The 15,394-nt window shown below is 67.6% G+C and carries 13 protein-coding genes and 1 rRNA gene; 10 read left to right on the top strand and 4 right to left on the bottom strand.

Annotated features, from left to right (window positions below; translation table 11 throughout):
- Positions 1-52 precede the first annotated feature (52 nt).
- From C7R54_RS06955 to C7R54_RS06945, 3 genes are all read left to right on the top strand, one after another.
- Positions 53-1,135: a histone deacetylase family protein gene (locus tag C7R54_RS06955; RefSeq protein WP_129149499.1), complete on the top strand. Its 1,083-nt coding sequence runs from the start codon at positions 53-55 to the stop codon at positions 1,133-1,135.
- Between the two features lie 15 nt (positions 1,136-1,150).
- A complete protein-coding gene (locus C7R54_RS06950; RefSeq protein WP_129149498.1) occupies positions 1,151-2,074 on the top strand; it encodes a DMT family transporter in 924 nt (307 codons plus the stop codon).
- Positions 2,075-2,191: 117 nt separating this feature from the next.
- On the top strand, positions 2,192-3,559 hold the full coding sequence (locus tag C7R54_RS06945) for an aspartate aminotransferase family protein (protein ID WP_129149497.1): 1,368 nt from the start codon (positions 2,192-2,194) through the stop codon (positions 3,557-3,559).
- A gap of 76 nt (positions 3,560-3,635) precedes the next feature.
- Here the strand turns inward: C7R54_RS06945 and C7R54_RS06940 are convergent, their stop codons facing one another.
- Entirely contained in the window at positions 3,636-5,231 is a 1,596-nt protein-coding gene (locus C7R54_RS06940) for a helicase HerA-like C-terminal domain-containing protein (protein ID WP_129149496.1), read from the bottom strand.
- Between the two features lie 161 nt (positions 5,232-5,392).
- Here C7R54_RS06940 and C7R54_RS06935 point away from each other — a divergent pair, with 161 nt between their 5' ends.
- The 7 genes from C7R54_RS06935 (at position 5,393) to C7R54_RS06905 (ending at position 10,812) form a co-directional block, all read left to right on the top strand.
- Complete coding sequence (locus tag C7R54_RS06935; protein ID WP_129149495.1) at positions 5,393-6,124, top strand: YebC/PmpR family DNA-binding transcriptional regulator; 732 nt, start codon at positions 5,393-5,395, stop codon at positions 6,122-6,124.
- 113 nt (positions 6,125-6,237) lie between these two features.
- On the top strand, positions 6,238-7,548 hold the full coding sequence (purD, locus tag C7R54_RS06930; RefSeq protein WP_129149494.1) for a phosphoribosylamine--glycine ligase: 1,311 nt from the start codon (positions 6,238-6,240) through the stop codon (positions 7,546-7,548).
- Positions 7,549-7,576: 28 nt separating this feature from the next.
- Positions 7,577-8,524 carry an oxygen-dependent coproporphyrinogen oxidase gene (gene hemF / locus C7R54_RS06925; protein WP_129149493.1) on the top strand — a complete coding sequence of 316 codons (948 nt, stop codon included), beginning with the start codon at positions 7,577-7,579 and terminating at the stop codon, positions 8,522-8,524.
- A complete protein-coding gene (nadD, locus tag C7R54_RS06920; protein WP_129149492.1) occupies positions 8,521-9,111 on the top strand; it encodes a nicotinate-nucleotide adenylyltransferase in 591 nt (196 codons plus the stop codon). Before hemF ends, nadD begins: the two co-directional genes overlap by 4 nt.
- A 71-nt stretch (positions 9,112-9,182) precedes the next feature.
- Positions 9,183-9,608, top strand: a complete 426-nt coding sequence (rsfS, locus tag C7R54_RS06915; RefSeq protein WP_129149491.1) for a ribosome silencing factor — start codon at positions 9,183-9,185, stop codon at positions 9,606-9,608.
- Positions 9,609-9,660: 52 nt separating this feature from the next.
- Positions 9,661-10,131 carry a 23S rRNA (pseudouridine(1915)-N(3))-methyltransferase RlmH gene (rlmH, locus tag C7R54_RS06910; RefSeq protein ID WP_129149490.1) on the top strand — a complete coding sequence of 157 codons (471 nt, stop codon included), beginning with the start codon at positions 9,661-9,663 and terminating at the stop codon, positions 10,129-10,131.
- Between the two features lie 51 nt (positions 10,132-10,182).
- Positions 10,183-10,812, top strand: a complete 630-nt coding sequence (locus C7R54_RS06905) for a Maf family protein (protein ID WP_240039422.1) — start codon at positions 10,183-10,185, stop codon at positions 10,810-10,812.
- A gap of 25 nt (positions 10,813-10,837) precedes the next feature.
- Here C7R54_RS06905 and C7R54_RS06900 read toward each other — a convergent pair whose 3' ends face one another.
- The 3 genes from C7R54_RS06900 to rrf form a co-directional block, all read right to left on the bottom strand.
- On the bottom strand, positions 10,838-13,357 hold the full coding sequence (locus C7R54_RS06900) for an NEL-type E3 ubiquitin ligase domain-containing protein (RefSeq protein ID WP_129149488.1): 2,520 nt from the start codon (positions 13,355-13,357) through the stop codon (positions 10,838-10,840).
- A 180-nt stretch (positions 13,358-13,537) separates the two neighbouring features.
- Entirely contained in the window at positions 13,538-14,869 is a 1,332-nt protein-coding gene (locus tag C7R54_RS06895; RefSeq protein ID WP_129149487.1) for a dicarboxylate/amino acid:cation symporter, read from the bottom strand.
- 422 nt (positions 14,870-15,291) lie between these two features.
- A 5S ribosomal RNA gene (rrf, locus tag C7R54_RS06890) occupies positions 15,292-15,394 on the bottom strand; the annotation flags it as partial.

Raw genomic sequence — 15,394 nt, 5'->3', positions numbered from 1 at the left:
TCCGCATCCGCGATCCAGCGCCCCCAATAACCACCGCCCCCGAAGGACCGCCATGAAGGCTTTCTTCTCCGAAGACCAGATCCTGCACGACCCGCAGCAATTCATGCGGCTGGGCCGCATCAGCAAGCCCACCGACCTGCCGGCGCGCGCCGAAGCGCTGCTGGCCAAACTGCGGGGACGCGGCATCCCCGTCGAAACGCCGCCGGACTTTGGCCGCGCCCCACTGGCGGGCGTGCACGCGGACGCCTACCTGGACTACCTGGAAAGCGCCTGGGACCGCTGGCAGGCCTTGAAAAAACCCGGCGCCATCGAGCCCGGCATCGAGGTGCTGCCCAACCTCTCGCCCTACTACAACGGCCGCGTCGAGGACGACGCGCGCGGCCCCTGCCCGTCGCCGTCCATCGTGGCCCAGACCGGCTACTACCTGAGCGACCTGTCCTGCCCCATCGGCCCCCACACCTGGCGGTCGGCGCTGCGGTCGACGCACAGCGCCGTCGCCGCCGCCGACCACGCCCGCGCCACGCAGGGCAGCGCGTATGCGCTATGCCGCCCGTCGGGCCACCACGCGCACGCGGACCGCGCGGGCGGCTTCTGCTACCTGAACAGCAGCGCCGCCGCCGCGCAGCGCCTGCGCCTGAGCTACGACAAGGTGGCCGTGCTGGACGTCGACGCCCATCACGGCGACGGCACGCAGAACATCTTCTACCGCCGCGCCGACGTGATGACGCTGTCGCTGCACGCCGACCCCGCCCAGTACTACCCCTTCTACACCGGCTACGCGCACGAACGGGGCCATGGCGGCGGACACGGTTACAACATCAACTACCCGCTGCCGCATGGGGCGGACAGCGCGGCCTTCCTGGCCACGCTGGACGAGGCCCTGACCGCCCTGCGCGACTACCGGCCGCAGGCCCTGGTGCTACCGCTGGGCTTCGACACCTACAAGGACGACCCCATCAGCGTGCTCCAGGTGGACATCGACGCCTACCGCCAGCTGGGCGAACGCATTGCCGGCCTGGGCCTGCCCACGGTGGTGGTGCAGGAAGGCGGCTACATGGTGCAAGCCATCGGCGCGGCCCTGGACGCCTTCCTGCAAGGCCTGGTGCCGGACGGCCAGCCGCAGCGCGCCAACTAGGATGAACACCCTAGGATGAACACCGCGACCCGCGCCTTGTCGCCCTCGGCGGCCGCCGCCCAGCGCGCCGGCTGCCTGCTGTTCCTGGGCGCGCTGGTGGCCTTCGCCACCTTCGACGCCGGCTCGAAGTACATGATCACGCGCTATCCGCCCACCTTCCTCAACCTGATGCGCTATACGTCGGTGGCGCTGGTGGGCGCGTTCTGGCTGCTGCGCGTCTGGCGCGGCCGCGACCGGGGCGCGCCGGACACCGACGCCCAGGCACGCCCTGTCCCCACCCGCCTGCTGGTGACGCGCGGACTGCTGCTCTGCACGGTGGGCACCTGCTACATGACCGCGCTGATCTGGATGCCTTTGTCCGAGGCCACGGCGATCTATTTCACGTCCCCGCTCATCATGGTCGCGCTCTCGCCGTGGCTGCTGCGCGAGCGCGTGCGCGTGCTGCAATGGCTGGCGGTGGGGGTCGGCTTCGGCGGCATGCTGCTGATCGTGCGTCCGGGCGGCGAGCTGCCTTGGATAGGCACGGCGCTGATGGTGGCGGCCGCCATCGCCTACGCCCTGTTCCAGCTGGTCACGCGGCGCCTGGCCGCGCAGACGCCCGGCTACGTGCAATTCGGCTACGCAACGGCAATCTGCTGGATAGGCGCGGCGCTGCCGGCGCCCTTCTTCCCGCCGGCGGCCACGCCGGGGGCCGGCGAGCTGCTGGCCCTGCTGGTCCTGGGCATGTGCAGCGGCATCGCACAGGTCTTGCTTATCGCCGCCTTCCAACGGGTGGCGGCGTCCACCCTGGCGCCGCTGAACTACCTGCAATTGCCGATGGCGGTCGCCTACAGCACCTTCCTGTTCGACCGGCCGCCCGACCTCGTCGCCGCCGCGGGCATCGCGCTGATCTGCGGCGCCGGCCTGTTCCTGGCGCTGAGCCGCCGGCCACGCACCTAGGAAGGCCGCCACGCTGACGGCGCTGGCCGTCCCATATATCATCCGTCTATTGGCCGCGCATCGTTCCCTTGCAATACCCACTTGTTGCCGCGGCCCCCACAGCAGGAAACGCAAACCATGTCCTCCCTCCAAGACAGCCATAGCACCGACGTCCGCAGCCACCTCCATCCCTATACCAACGTCATCAAGCACCGCGGCACCGGCCCGCGGGTCATCGACCGCGGCGCCGGCATCTACGTGTACGACGACCAGGGCAAGCAGTACATCGAAGGCATGGCCGGCCTGTGGAGCGTGGCCGTGGGCTTCGGCGAACAGCGCCTGGTCGAGGCCGCCACGCGCCAGATGAGCCAGCTGCCGTACTACCATACCTTCACGCACAAGTCCCACCTGCCCGTCATCGAGCTGGCCCAGCGCCTGGTGGACTACACCGAAGGGCGCATGGCGACGGCCTTTTTCACGAACTCCGGGTCCGAGGCCAACGATACGGTCGTCAAGTTCGTCTGGTACTACAACAACGCCCTGGGCCGGCCGCTGAAGAAGAAGATCATCGCCCGGCAGCGCGCCTATCATGGCGTGACCGTGGCGTCGGCCAGCCTGACCGGCCTGGCCGGCAACCATCGCGATTTCGATCTGCCCCTGCCGCAGATCAAGCACACCTCGTGTCCGCACCACTATCGCCATGCCAACCCCGGCGAGTCCGAAGAGGACTTCGCCACCCGCCTGGCCAACGAGCTGGAAGCGCTGATCCAGCAGGAAGGCCCGGACACCGTGGCGGCCTTCATCGGCGAGCCGTTGATGGGCGCCGGTGGCGTCATCGCGCCGCCGCGCACCTATTGGCAGAAAATCCAGGCCGTATGCCGCAAGCACGACATCCTGGTCATCGCCGACGAGGTCATCACCGGCTTCGGCCGCCTGGGCAAGCGCTTCGGCAGCGACGTGTATGGCATCGAGCCGGACATCATGGTGTTCTCCAAGCAGATCACCTCGTCCTACCAGCCACTGGCCGCCGTGCTGCTGTCGCCCAAGGTCAATGAAGTCATCGCCGAAAACAGCGGCAAGGTGGGAACGCTGGGACACGGCTACACCGCCAGCGGCCACCCCGTGGCCACGGCCGTGGCGCTGGAAAACCTCAAGATCATCGACGAGCGCGGGTTGATCGAGAACGCCGCCGACTGCGGCGCGCTGCTGCACGAGGAATTGCGCGCCCTGGCCGATCACCCGCTGATCGGGGAAGTGCGCGGCACCGGCCTGATCGCCGGCGTCGAGCTGGTAGCCGACAAGGCCACCAAGCGGCCCTTCGACCCGCTGGGCAAGGCCGGCGCCTATGCCTATGAACAGGCCCACGAACACGGCCTGATCATCCGCGGCATCCAGGACACCGTGGCCTTCTGCCCGCCGCTGATCATTACGCCGGCCGAAGTGCGCGAAATGGTGACGCGCTTCAAGCGCACGCTGGACGACGTTACCCGCTACGTCGGGGCCTGACCGGCCATGCAGGAGAAAAACCGGCCGCGGTCTCCCGCGGCCGGTTTTTTTTCATGCGCCGCCGGGCGCGGTCGGATCAGCGTCGACGCGACCCCATCAGGGAACCCAGGACGCCGCGCACCAGCTCGCGCGCGGCCTGGCGCAAGGCGGTCTTGGCCATGCTTTGCACCACGCCGTCGCGCTTGCCGCCGCGCGGGCCGGTTGAACCGAACAGGACGTCGCTCACCTCTTTCATGAGCCCGCCCTCGCCCTGGGACTGTCCCGCCTGGCCAGCCGATGCGGTGCCCGTCGGCACGGCGGCGCCCGGACCACTGGCCCCACCGGCCCCATTCCCATCAGCCCCCGCCGGCCCCGCCCCCTGGCCGACGTCGTTCCCCAAGGTGCGCCGGGTCAGCACCTCATAAGCCGAAACGCGGTCTATCGCCTGCTCATACCTGCCCTTCAGCGGCGACGCATCGCGCAGCGCCTGGCGCTCGGCCGCCGTGCAAGGACCGATGCGGCTGGCGGGCGGCAGTATCCATGCACGCTCGGTCATGCCCGGACGCCCTTTCACGTCCAGGAAGGACACCAGTGCTTCGCCCACGCCCAGGTCGGTGATCGCCGCCTCCAGGTCCAGCCCGGGATTCGGACGCATGGTCTGCGCGGCCGTGCGCACCGCCTTCTGGTCGCGCGGCGTGAAGGCGCGCAAGGCGTGCTGGACGCGATTGCCCAGCTGGCCCAGCACCGTATCGGGAATATCCAGGGGATTCTGCGTCACGAAATACACGCCGACGCCCTTGGAGCGCACCAGCCGCACCACCTGCTCGATCTTGTCCAGCAAGGCCTTGGGCGCATCGGTGAAGAGCAGGTGCGCCTCGTCGAAGAAGAACACCAGCTTGGGCTTGTCGGGGTCGCCCACTTCGGGCAGCTTCTCGTACAGGTCCGCCAGCAGCCACAGCAGGAAGACGGCGTACAGGCGCGGCGCCTGCATCAGCTTGTCCGCGGCCAGGATGTTGACCACGCCGCGGCCCTGCGCGTCGGTGCGCATCAGGTCCGCCACGTCCAGCATGGGCTCGCCGAAAAACTTGTCCGCGCCTTGCGACTCCAGGGTCAACAGACCCCGCTGGATGGCGCCCACCGAAGCCGCCGACACATTGCCGTAGCGGGTTTTCAGTTCCGCGCCGCGGTCGGCCACGTCCTGCAGCATGGCCCGCAGGTCCTTAAGGTCCAGCAGCAGCTGGCCCTCGTCGTCGGCCACCTTGAACACCAGGGACAAGACCCCTTCCTGGGTGTCGTTCAGTTCCAGCATGCGGGCCAGCAGCAGCGGCCCCATGTCGGAAATGGTGGCCCGGACCGGATGCCCCTGTTCGCCGAATACATCCCACAAGACCACGGGGCTGCCGCTCCAGGCCGGCGCCGGCACGCCCAGGGATTGCAGCCTTTCCATCAGCTTGGGCGCGGGCGTGCCCGGCTGCGCGATGCCGGTCAGGTCCCCCTTGATGTCCGCCATGAAGACCGGCGTGCCGATGCGCGAGAACTGCTCCGCCAGGACCTGCAGGGTGACGGTCTTGCCGGTGCCGGTCGCGCCGGTGATGCAGCCGTGCCGGTTGGCGAGGGCCGGCAGCAGGGCCAGTTCGGCGGCGCCGTTCTTGGCGACCAGCAGCGGGGGGACGGAAGCGACGGGGTCGGACATGGCTGAAACTCCGTGAATAGGACGGTTGCGGCAAGTGTAGAGCGAGCCGCCGCCCGAGTGTACGGGGCCGGACGCTGCGTCCGCGCAACACCGGGCCCGGGCGGCGCACCCGGCGGCACGGTAAAATAGCCGTCTTTGCTTAAATCAAAAATCGGAACGCCATGGCCGGACACAGTAAATGGGCCAATATTCAGCACCGCAAGGGTCGCCAAGACGCCAAGCGCGGCAAGCTGTGGACCAAGATCATTCGTGAAATCACCGTCGCCGCACGGGCCGGCGGCGCCGATCCGGACAGCAATCCCCGGCTGCGCCTGGCCTGGGACAAGGCCACCGACGCCAATATGCCCAAGGACAACGTCCAGCGGGCCATCCAGCGGGGCGCCGGCGGCGCGGACGGCGACAACTACGATGAAGTCCGCTACGAGGGCTACGGCATCGGCGGCGCGGCGGTCATCGTCGATTGCATGACCGACAACCGTACCCGCACCGTCGCTGAAGTGCGCCATGCCTTCGCCAAGAACGGCGGCAACCTGGGCCAGGAAGGCTCGGTGGCCTTCATGTTCAAGCATTGCGGCCAGTTCATCTTCGCCCCCGGCACGCCGGAGGACAAGGTGATGGAAGTCGCGCTGGAAGCGGGCGCCGAAGACATCGTCACGGACGAGGAAGGCGTGATCGAGGTCATCACCGCGCCGGCCGACTACGCGGCCGTGCGCCAGGCCTTCGATGCCGCCGGCCTGAAGGCCGAAGTGGACGGCATCATCATGAAGGCGCTGAACGAAACCGAACTGGTCGGCGACGACGCCGCCAAGATGCAGAAATTGCTGGACGCGCTGGAAGCGCTGGACGACGTACAGGATGTCTACACGACGGCCGTGCTCGACGAGGCGCAATAACGCCATTCCATCCGTACCGGCCCGCCGGCCACCTGGCCGGCGGGCGTCGGGTCTCCCGCGCCAGGCGGCGCGGGGCCCGCACCCAGAATCCTCCAGACGCAGAACCCTCCATCATGAAACTCCTGGTAATCGGCTCGGGCGGCCGTGAACATGCCCTCGCCTGGCGCCTCGCGCAATCGCCGCGCGTGCACAAGGTCTATGTCGCGCCCGGCAACGGCGGCACGCAAGGCGGCAGCCTTGAAAACGTCGCCCTGACCAGCGCCGACGACCTGGCCGATTTCGTCCAGCGCGAAGGCATCGCCCTGACCGTGGTCGGCCCCGAAGCGCCGCTGGCGGCCGGCGTGGTCGACACCTTCCGCGCCCGCGGCCTGAAGATCTTCGGCCCCACCAAGGCCGCCGCCCAGCTGGAAAGCTCCAAGGATTACGCCAAGGCCTTCATGGTGCGGCACAACATCCCCACGGCCCGCTACGAGACCTTCACCGACCCGGCGGCCGCCCACGCCTACATCGACCGTGAAGGCGCGCCCATCGTGATCAAGGCCGACGGCCTGGCCGCCGGCAAGGGCGTGGTGGTCGCCGCCACGCTGGAAGAAGCCCACGCCGCCGTCGACGCCATGCTGGGCGACGGATCGCTGGGCGCCGCCGGCGCCCGCGTGGTCATCGAGGAATGCCTGCTGGGCGAGGAAGCCAGCTTCATCGTCATGGTCGACGGACGCCACGTGCTGGCGCTGGCCACCAGCCAGGACCACAAGCGCCTGCGCGACGGCGACGAAGGCCCCAACACGGGCGGCATGGGCGCGTACTCGCCCGCTCCGGTGGTCACCCCGGAAATGCATCACCGCATCATGCGCGAAGTCATCCTGCCCACCGTGCAGGGCATGCAGCGCGACGGCATCCCCTACACAGGCTTCCTCTATGCCGGCCTCATGATCGCGCCGGGCGACGATCCCGACCGCGCGATCAAGGTGCTGGAATTCAACTGCCGCATGGGCGACCCCGAAACCCAACCCATCATGATGCGCGTGAAAAGCGACATGCTGGACGTTTTCGAGCACGCCGTGGCCGGCACCCTGGACCAGGCCGACATCGTGTGGGACCGGCGCACCGCCCTGGGCGTGGTGTTGGCCGCGCACAACTATCCTGGCACGCCGCGCACCGGCGACGCGATCTCCGGCCTGCCCGAAGACGCCGCCGACTGCATGGTCTTCCACGCCGCCACCAAGCGCGACGGCGACGCCATCAAGACCTCGGGCGGCCGCGTGCTATGCGTCACGGCGCTGGGCGACTCGGTGCGCATGGCGCGCGAGCGGGTCTATGAAACCGTGGACCGCGTCGTGTTCGACGGCCGCCAGTACCGTGGCGACATCGGCTGGCGCGCGCTCAAGCGCACCCCCGCCCCGGCCAAGCCGAAGGCGGGGTCGTGAGCCGCGGCGGCTCATCGCGGGTACGGCCATGAATGCGGGCACCCTCCCCTCCGTCCCATCCGCCCTGCCGGACGAATTGCCGATAGACGCGGCGCGCGACTATTTCACCGGCCTGCAGGACCGCATCGTCGCGGCGCTGGAGCAGGCCGAGGGCGCCGCCTTTCGCAGCGATCCCTGGCAACGTCCGGAAGGCGGCGGCGGGCGCTCGCGCCTGCTGGAAGGCGGCCAGCTGCTGGAGCGCGCGGGCGTGCTGTTCAGCCACGTGCATGGCGCCGCGCTGCCGCCGACGGCCAGCGCCCGCCGCCCCGAGCTGGCGGGACGCCCGTGGCAGGCCATGGGCGTGTCGCTGGTGCTGCATCCGCGCAATCCCTATATCCCGACGGTCCACATGAACGTGCGCCTGTTCGTGGCGCCGGCCCGCCATAGCGGCGAGTCCGATGTGTTCTGGTTCGGCGGCGGCATGGACCTGACGCCCTACTACCCCTACGAAGAGGATGCCCGGCATTTCCACCGGACCTGCCGCGACGCGCTGGCGCCGCACGGGGCGGACTACTACGCCCGCTACAAGAAGTGGTGCGACGAGTATTTCTTCCTCAAGCACCGCAACGAAACGCGCGGCGTGGGCGGTATTTTCTTCGACGACCTGGACGAAGGCGGCTTCGACGCGGCCTTCGCCCTGGTGCGGGATGTCGGCGACGCCTTCCTGCCCGCCTACATGCCCATCGTGGCCCTGCGCCGGGACCAGGCCTATGGCGAACGCGAACGCGATTTCCAGGCCTACCGGCGCGGCCGCTACGTCGAATTCAACCTGGTCTATGACCGTGGCACGCTGTTCGGCCTGCAATCGGGCGGCCGCACCGAATCCATCCTGCTGTCCATGCCGCCGCTGGCCCAGTGGCGCTACGACTGGGCCCCGGAAAGCGGCACGCCGGAAGCGGTATTGGCCGGCTACCTGAAGCCGCGGGAGTGGCTTTGAAGAAGATAGGCCTGCTCGGCGGCAGCTTCGACCCGGTGCACCTGGCGCACCTGGCGCTGGCCCGCAGCGCGCTCGACGGCCTGGGGCTGGACCAGGTGCAATTGCTGCCCGCCGGCCAGCCGTGGCAGCGCGCGCCCCTGCAAGCCAGCCCGCGGCAGCGCTGCGACATGATCCGCCTGGCCATCGCGGACGCGCCCGGCATCGCCCTGAACACCATGGAAGTCGACCGCGAAGGCCCCACCTATACCGTGGACACCCTGCGCGCCCTGCCCCCGGACGCCTCCTATGTATGGCTGCTGGGCGCCGACCAACTGGCCAATTTCTGCACCTGGCACGCCTGGGAAGACATCGTCGCCCTGGTGGACCTGGCCGTGGCCACCCGTCCCGGCAGCTCGCTGACCCCGCCGCCAGCCCTCGCCGGCGCCCTGGGCCGCCTGAACCGTCAATTGCAACAGTTGCCTTTTTCCGACATGCCGGTGTCGGCGTCGGAAATCCGGCGCAGACTGGCGCAAGATCTGCCGGTCGACGAGCTGCTGCCCGCGGCGGTGGTCGATTACATCCGCACCCATCATCTCTATCACGATTGAGCCTGCCGGCATTTGTGCATCCGGCTGCACAACAACCGGCGCGCCGTTCGCCGGAGGTTATATTTGCGACTATGGACATACAAAAATTGCAACGCGCCGTTATTGACGCCCTCGAGGACGTCAAGGCACAAGACATCAAGGTCTTCAACACCACCCACCTGACCAGCCTGTTCGATCGCGTCATCATCGCCAGCGCGACGTCCAACCGGCAGACGCGCGCCCTGGCGGCCAGCGTCAGCGAACGCGCCCGCGACTTCCTCAAGCTGAAGCCGACGATCGAGGGCGAGGACACCGGTGAATGGGTGGTCGTGGACCTGGGCGACATCGTCGTGCATATCATGCAACCCGCGATCCGGCAGTACTACAACCTGGAGGAAATCTGGGGCGGCAAGCCGGTGCGGGTCAAGCTGCTGCCGCAATCGACCTCGCCGGCCCTCTCGGGCAGCATGACCGGCACGATGAGCGGCTCGACCTACGACGACGGCGACGAACTCTGACCGCCGTCCGAACCCGCCTGCTTTCCAGGCACGCCACTGACGCCCGCACGCCGTGAAACTGATCATCGCCGCCGTCGGCAACCGCATGCCGGCCTGGGTCGAAACGGCCTGGGACGACTATGCGCGACGCATGCCGCCCGATTGCGCGCTGGAATTACGCGAAATCAAGCCGGAACCCCGTACCAGCGGCAAGACGCCGGTCCAGATGATGGCGGCCGAAGCGCGCCGCATCGACGCGGCCTTGCCGCCGCAAGCCCTGCGCATCGCCCTGGACGAGCGCGGCCGCGACCTGACGACCATGGCGCTGTCGCAGACCCTGGAGCAGTGGCGGGCCGGGGGCCGCGACGTCGCGTTCCTGGTCGGCGGGCCCGACGGACTGGACGCGGCGCTGAAGGCATCGTGCGCCTCGCAGATCCGGTTGTCGTCATTGACCCTGCCCCATCCCATGGTGCGGGTGGTATTGGCCGAGCAGTTGTACCGGGCCTGGGCCATCCTCACCAATCATCCCTATCATCGGGCCTGATGGGCCGCGCCGCCGCCGGCCCGGATGGCCTGCACTTACCGTGACGTTACCGTGACGACTGTTCTCTCCGACCCCGCGCAGGACGCGCCCCGCATTTACCTTGCTTCCGCGAGCCCGCGCCGGCGCGAACTGCTGGCCCAGATCGGCGTCGCCCACCAGGTGCTCGCCGTGCCGGCGCCGCCCGGAGAGGACGAACCGCGCCATGCCGGCGAAGCGGCGGAAGTCTACGTGCGCCGTACGGCGCGGGAAAAGGCGGAGCGCGGCGTCCGCTACCTGCGCGACCAGGCGCTGGCGCCCCTGCCGCTGCTGGCCGCGGACACCACGGTCATCCTGGACGGCGACGTGCTGGGCAAGCCCGCCGACCGCGAAGACGCCATCGCGATCCTGCAACGCCTGTCCGGCCGCGCGCACCAGGTGCATACCGCCGTGGTGGTGGCCGCCGGCGGCATGCTGCACGAGGCCGTTTCCGTGACCGACGTTCGTCTGCGTCCGCTCGACCGGCGCGACATCGAGCGCTATTGCGATAGCGGCGAACCCTTCGGCAAGGCCGGCGCCTATGGCATCCAGGGCCTGGCGGGAATCTTCGTCGCGCACATCGCGGGAAGCTATACCGGGGTGATGGGCTTGCCGGTCTTCGAGACGGCCGAGCTGCTGGGCCGCGCGGGCGTCCTGCTGCCCTGATATCTTCCTGCCGCGCTGATATCTCCTAGACTCGTTGCCAGCCGGCCGCCGAGGCCGTGGACGGGGGTGGGGCTGCCGATGCGTCCTTGCTCCTCCCCGCGCCGAACGGCAGCCTGATCGGCGTCCCCGCCGCCGCCCCCTCCAACACCGCCAGGGTCACCGGCAGCAAGGCTTCCAGTTGCAGGCGACGCGCCACGGCCGGCCCTGCATCCTTGCGGGCGTCGTCGCGCACCGCGCCCTCGCCCGCCTCCAGCGCCAGGGCTTGCATCGCGGCATCGAGGCCCGCCTCGTAGTCCGTTTCCAGCGCTGCATGCCGCCGCGCGTCGGCCTCGTCATACGCCTGCGCCGCCTTGCGCTTGAGCAGCCCGGTCCACGGGGAATAGTCCAGCGCCAGGAAAGACAGGAATTCCTGCTCGCCGCGCCGCCGCACCTCGGCCATGGCCATGACCTTGACGGACGGCCCGTCTATCTGGGAGGACTCGAGCGCCATGCGCTCGGGCGCGATCGCCCACAGGTCCAGTGCGTCCGGGGCGCATACCAGGCACAGGATCGCCAGATGGATTTCCACCTCGTCCAGGACGAAGTCCTGCTGGGAGTCCCGGTTTATCCGGAGTTCGAGCTCGCTGAACTGGCCCAACGCCTCGGGCGCGCCGACGAAATCGGCATCGAGGCGGCCGCCCTCCGCGACGTAATCGAACCCGTCGATGGCATCGTCGCCCAGGTGGCTGGAGGCGCGTGAGCGGCCCGCCGCCTGGATGAAGCGTTCAACGGAATTGCGCCTGAACTCGGATACGATCTGCTCGGCGATATCGGTCAATACTTCCAGGGTGTAGGCCTGCCGGGCAATATCGATCACGCGGGGGATGTCCTCATCCAGGAGTCCCTCCTCGATATCGCTGCCCAGTCGGTGCATCATCAGACGGTTATAGGCCAGCAGCAGCCTGTCGGAGCATGTCTCGTTGGCCTCCAGGCATGCGCCCAGCGTGGTTTCCCGCAAGCCTTTGCGAGACGCAAGGTCCACCAGCCAGTCGCGTACGTTACGGCGGAAATCCTCATGCTTCCGGTAGGCGGGGACCTGTTCCAGGCGTTGCAGGAAGGAATAGAACGCCGTCGCTTCGCCGGCATGGGAGTGACCTGGGCCGCCGGCCTGATGGAGGCCAGGGTTATGCCCTGCCTGGTGAGACACCGTGAAAAGGTCGCGGCATATTCCATCCCATCGCGCCGCGGCGTCCTTGCAGCGTTGCACGTCAGAGGCGCCGTCCGGGCGCATCAGCAAGGACCGCAGCTGGGCGCGCAGCAGGATTTCCGTCTGTCCGGTCGCCCGCTCGCGCCTAGGCCCCATGTCTATCGACAAATCGCGGTCGCGCAGCAAGGCCTCGGGAACCTCAAGAAACTGGGTCGAGATCGACCGTACGTACAGCCCCCGCAAGCTGGCGGGCAGGTCCTCCCTTCTTGCCGGCAAGGACTCCAGGGGATTGCGTGCGGCATACAGGAACACGACGCCCGTCGGCAGATTCGCGGGAATGGCGGAAAACCGATTGCCGGAGATATCGAGCGACCGAATGCTGTTTCCCAGTTGCGGCAAGGACGCTATATCCGTGTCGGCGAGCAATAGCGTCTTGAGCCGGCCCAAGGCCTGCAAGTTGTCCAGGAAGCCGGACGAAGCCTGCCGCAGGTCGCTCTGCGAAAGATCAAGATCGGTCAAGCCCGGCGGCAACATGAGCATCTCGGGCCAGGTCCCGCGCTGGCGGCGCAGCTCCAGCATTCGCAACGAGGCGGGCATGTTGCCCCAGTCGCTGATGCTATTTCCGGACAAATTCAGTGCATCGATCGACGGAGGAATGGGCGGAACGCTGTCCAGGCCCAGGTTGCTGAGATCCAGCGAGGCCGGGATCGGCAAGGTGCGCGACCTTGCCGCGCTCAACACGGTCAGCAGGTGCCGAAACTGCTCAAGATCCAAACCGCCATGACAACGCATTTCAAAGAGACTGGCGCGCATCTGCACGATGGCGCGCGCCCGGGCATCCCGCCGTGCCCCCTCCGGGACACTGACCAGCCACTGATTCCAAGCCTGTTCGAGCGCTGGGTCCACGGCGCGCAAGACGTGGTCCGGCGCGAGGGAGGCAAAAGGATCGCGGCGACGCACCTGCGTCAGGTCCACGTACAAATCGCCCAAGGTCTTGAGCATTTGCGGAAGCGCCGCGTCCGCCAGGTAGTCCAGGTCCACCAGCCAGCCCACGCCTCCTTGCGCGCCGATCGAGATGCCTTGCCGGATGGCCGGACCGCTGCTTTCGCGCCAGACGATATCCGGCGTCGTTCCGTGCACTTCCGCCCAGATCGCGTAGGCCCGTAGCAGGGTCCGCCCATTGGGATCCGCGGAGACGCATTTCAACGTCGCGTGCAGGCGTTCGTACTGTGCCGGCGGCAGGGAGCCGAGCAACCATGGCGTCAATACCGGGTCGCCGCACAAGATGGGGGGCGGCAGCGTGTCGTCGGGGGCGATGTTCCACACGACGCCGTGGCCGGATAAAGGAGGCACTGTCATTCCTGATCTCCGCTCGGTAAAGAGTGACGGCGATCAGTTACCTATGCTCCACAATCGTTCCAGCTTATTAACACTCTCTTGCCTGGGAGCGGCCGCGGGCGGCAAAAAGGCCACGCCGCGGACGGCGTGGCCTTTGGGTGGGCCGGCGGGACGGCGGTCGGCCGGCGCGGGAGCCAGGGGTTAGTGCGAGCCGGTGGCAGCCGGCGTGGACGTCGGTCCCGGCAGGGGATCGCCGTTGAGCGCGGCATCCAGGGCGTTCTTGTCCAGTTGGCCTTCCCAGCGCGCCACCACCACCGTGGCGCAAGCGTTGCCGACCAGGTTGGTCAAGGCGCGGCATTCGGACATGAAACGGTCCACGCCCAGGATCAGCGCCATGCCGGCGACCGGCAGGTCCGGAATCACGGTCAGGGTGGCTGCCAGGGTGATGAAGCCCGAGCCCGTCACGCCCGCCGCGCCCTTGGAGCTGACCATCGCCACCAGCAGCAGCAGGATCTGTTGCGACCAGGTCAGATGGATATCGCAGGCTTGCGCGATGAACATCGCAGCCATGGTCATGTAGATGTTGGTGCCATCGAGGTTGAAGGAGTAACCCGTGGGCACGACCAGGCCGACTACCGACTTGGCGGCGCCGGCACGCTCCAGCTTCTGCATCAGCGAAGGCAGGGCGGCTTCCGAAGAACTGGTGCCCAGCACCAGCAGCAGTTCTTCGCGGATGTAGCGGACCAGCTTGATAATGGAGAAACCGTTGTAGCGCGCGACGGCGCCCAGCACGATCAGCACGAACAGGATGGCCGTGGCGTAGAAGGTGCCGACGAGGGCCGCCAGGTTGACCACCGACTTGATGCCATATGCGCCTATGGTGAACGCCATGGCGCCAAACGCGCCGATGGGCGCGGCGCGCATCAGGATGGCGACCATCTTGAAGACGGGAATGCTCAAGGACGTCAGCAGGTTGTAGATGGGACGGCCGCGTTCACCCACCAGGGCCAGCGCCACGCCGAACAGGACGGAGACGAACAGCACCTGCAGGATGTCGCCGGTGACGAAGGGACCGGCCAGCGAGCTGGGGATGATGTTCATCAGGAAGCCGGTGATGGTCGAGTCGTGCGCCTTGGTCACGTAATCGGCCACCTTCTTGCCGTCCAGCGTGGCGGGATCGATATGCATGCCCACGCCCGGCTGCGCCACATGGCTGACCAGGATGCCGACGATAAGCGCGGCGGTGGAGAACGTCAGGAAGTAGATGAAGGCCTTGCCCGCGACACGGCCCACTTTCTTGAGGTCGCTCATGCCGGCGATGCCGGTCACCACCGTCAGGAAGATCACCGGCGCGATGATGAGTTTCACCAGCTTGATGAAGCCGTCGCCCAGCGGCCGCATGGCCTCGCCCAGGTCAGGTTTGAAATGCCCCAGCGCGATGCCGATGACGATGGCGATGATCACCTGCACGTAAAGAATCTGGTACCACTTGTGCGGCTTGCTCGGGACTTCGATGTGGTCTGCGTCAATCATTTAATAATCCGTGATGTCGGTCGTGCGCTCTCCGCCTTGGGTGCGGCGGGAAGGTCACGTTAGCTTTACTACCCTTCTCACTTATGAGGGTTCACTTATGGGAATTTCGGCCGTGCTGGTGTCCCAGCTTACGTGCCGCCCGGTGGTAATTAGTAATGGTAGTCCAACTTACGGGGAGATGTCGCCGCGAGCGGGTGGAAAACAGCAATCCATCCATGGATGGGCGGAATGCCGGACAAAGGCCCGCCTGGATTACCTGGGCGGGCCTTGTTTTCGTGCATGCTTGGGTTCGTTTCGGGGCGCGCCTGGCTTGCGCCTTCGGCCGCGGGGCGGGGCAAGCGATCCCTGCCTCAGCCCGCGCACATTCCGTCCGCCCAAAGACAAACCCCCGCTGGGTGACCAGCGGGGGTTTGAGGATAAGAGCCTGACGATGACCTACTTTCACAGACGTCCGTCCACTATCATCGGCGCAAAGTCGTTTCACTGTCCTGTTCGGGATGGGAAGGAGTGGGACCAACTCGCTAT

The organism is Achromobacter aloeverae (assembly GCF_004121055.1).
Classification (GTDB): Bacteria; Pseudomonadota; Gammaproteobacteria; order Burkholderiales; family Burkholderiaceae_B; genus Bordetella_C; species Bordetella_C aloeverae.
The sequence above is the reverse complement of the archived record's forward strand: the minus strand, read 5'-3'. Positions and strand labels throughout refer to the sequence as shown.

Coding starts and splice junctions, on each gene's coding strand:
- purD (WP_129149494.1), top strand. CDS start 6,238: ATGAAACTCCTGGTAATCGGCTCGGGCGGCCGTGAACATGCCCTCGCC.
- C7R54_RS06950 (WP_129149498.1), top strand. CDS start 1,151: ATGAACACCGCGACCCGCGCCTTGTCGCCCTCGGCGGCCGCCGCCCAG.
- C7R54_RS06940 (WP_129149496.1), bottom strand. CDS start 5,231: ATGTCCGACCCCGTCGCTTCCGTCCCCCCGCTGCTGGTCGCCAAGAAC.
- C7R54_RS06945 (WP_129149497.1), top strand. CDS start 2,192: ATGTCCTCCCTCCAAGACAGCCATAGCACCGACGTCCGCAGCCACCTC.
- C7R54_RS06935 (WP_129149495.1), top strand. CDS start 5,393: ATGGCCGGACACAGTAAATGGGCCAATATTCAGCACCGCAAGGGTCGC.
- hemF (WP_129149493.1), top strand. CDS start 7,577: ATGAATGCGGGCACCCTCCCCTCCGTCCCATCCGCCCTGCCGGACGAA.
- C7R54_RS06895 (WP_129149487.1), bottom strand. CDS start 14,869: ATGATTGACGCAGACCACATCGAAGTCCCGAGCAAGCCGCACAAGTGG.
- C7R54_RS06900 (WP_129149488.1), bottom strand. CDS start 13,357: ATGACAGTGCCTCCTTTATCCGGCCACGGCGTCGTGTGGAACATCGCC.
- C7R54_RS06955 (WP_129149499.1), top strand. CDS start 53: ATGAAGGCTTTCTTCTCCGAAGACCAGATCCTGCACGACCCGCAGCAA.
- rsfS (WP_129149491.1), top strand. CDS start 9,183: ATGGACATACAAAAATTGCAACGCGCCGTTATTGACGCCCTCGAGGAC.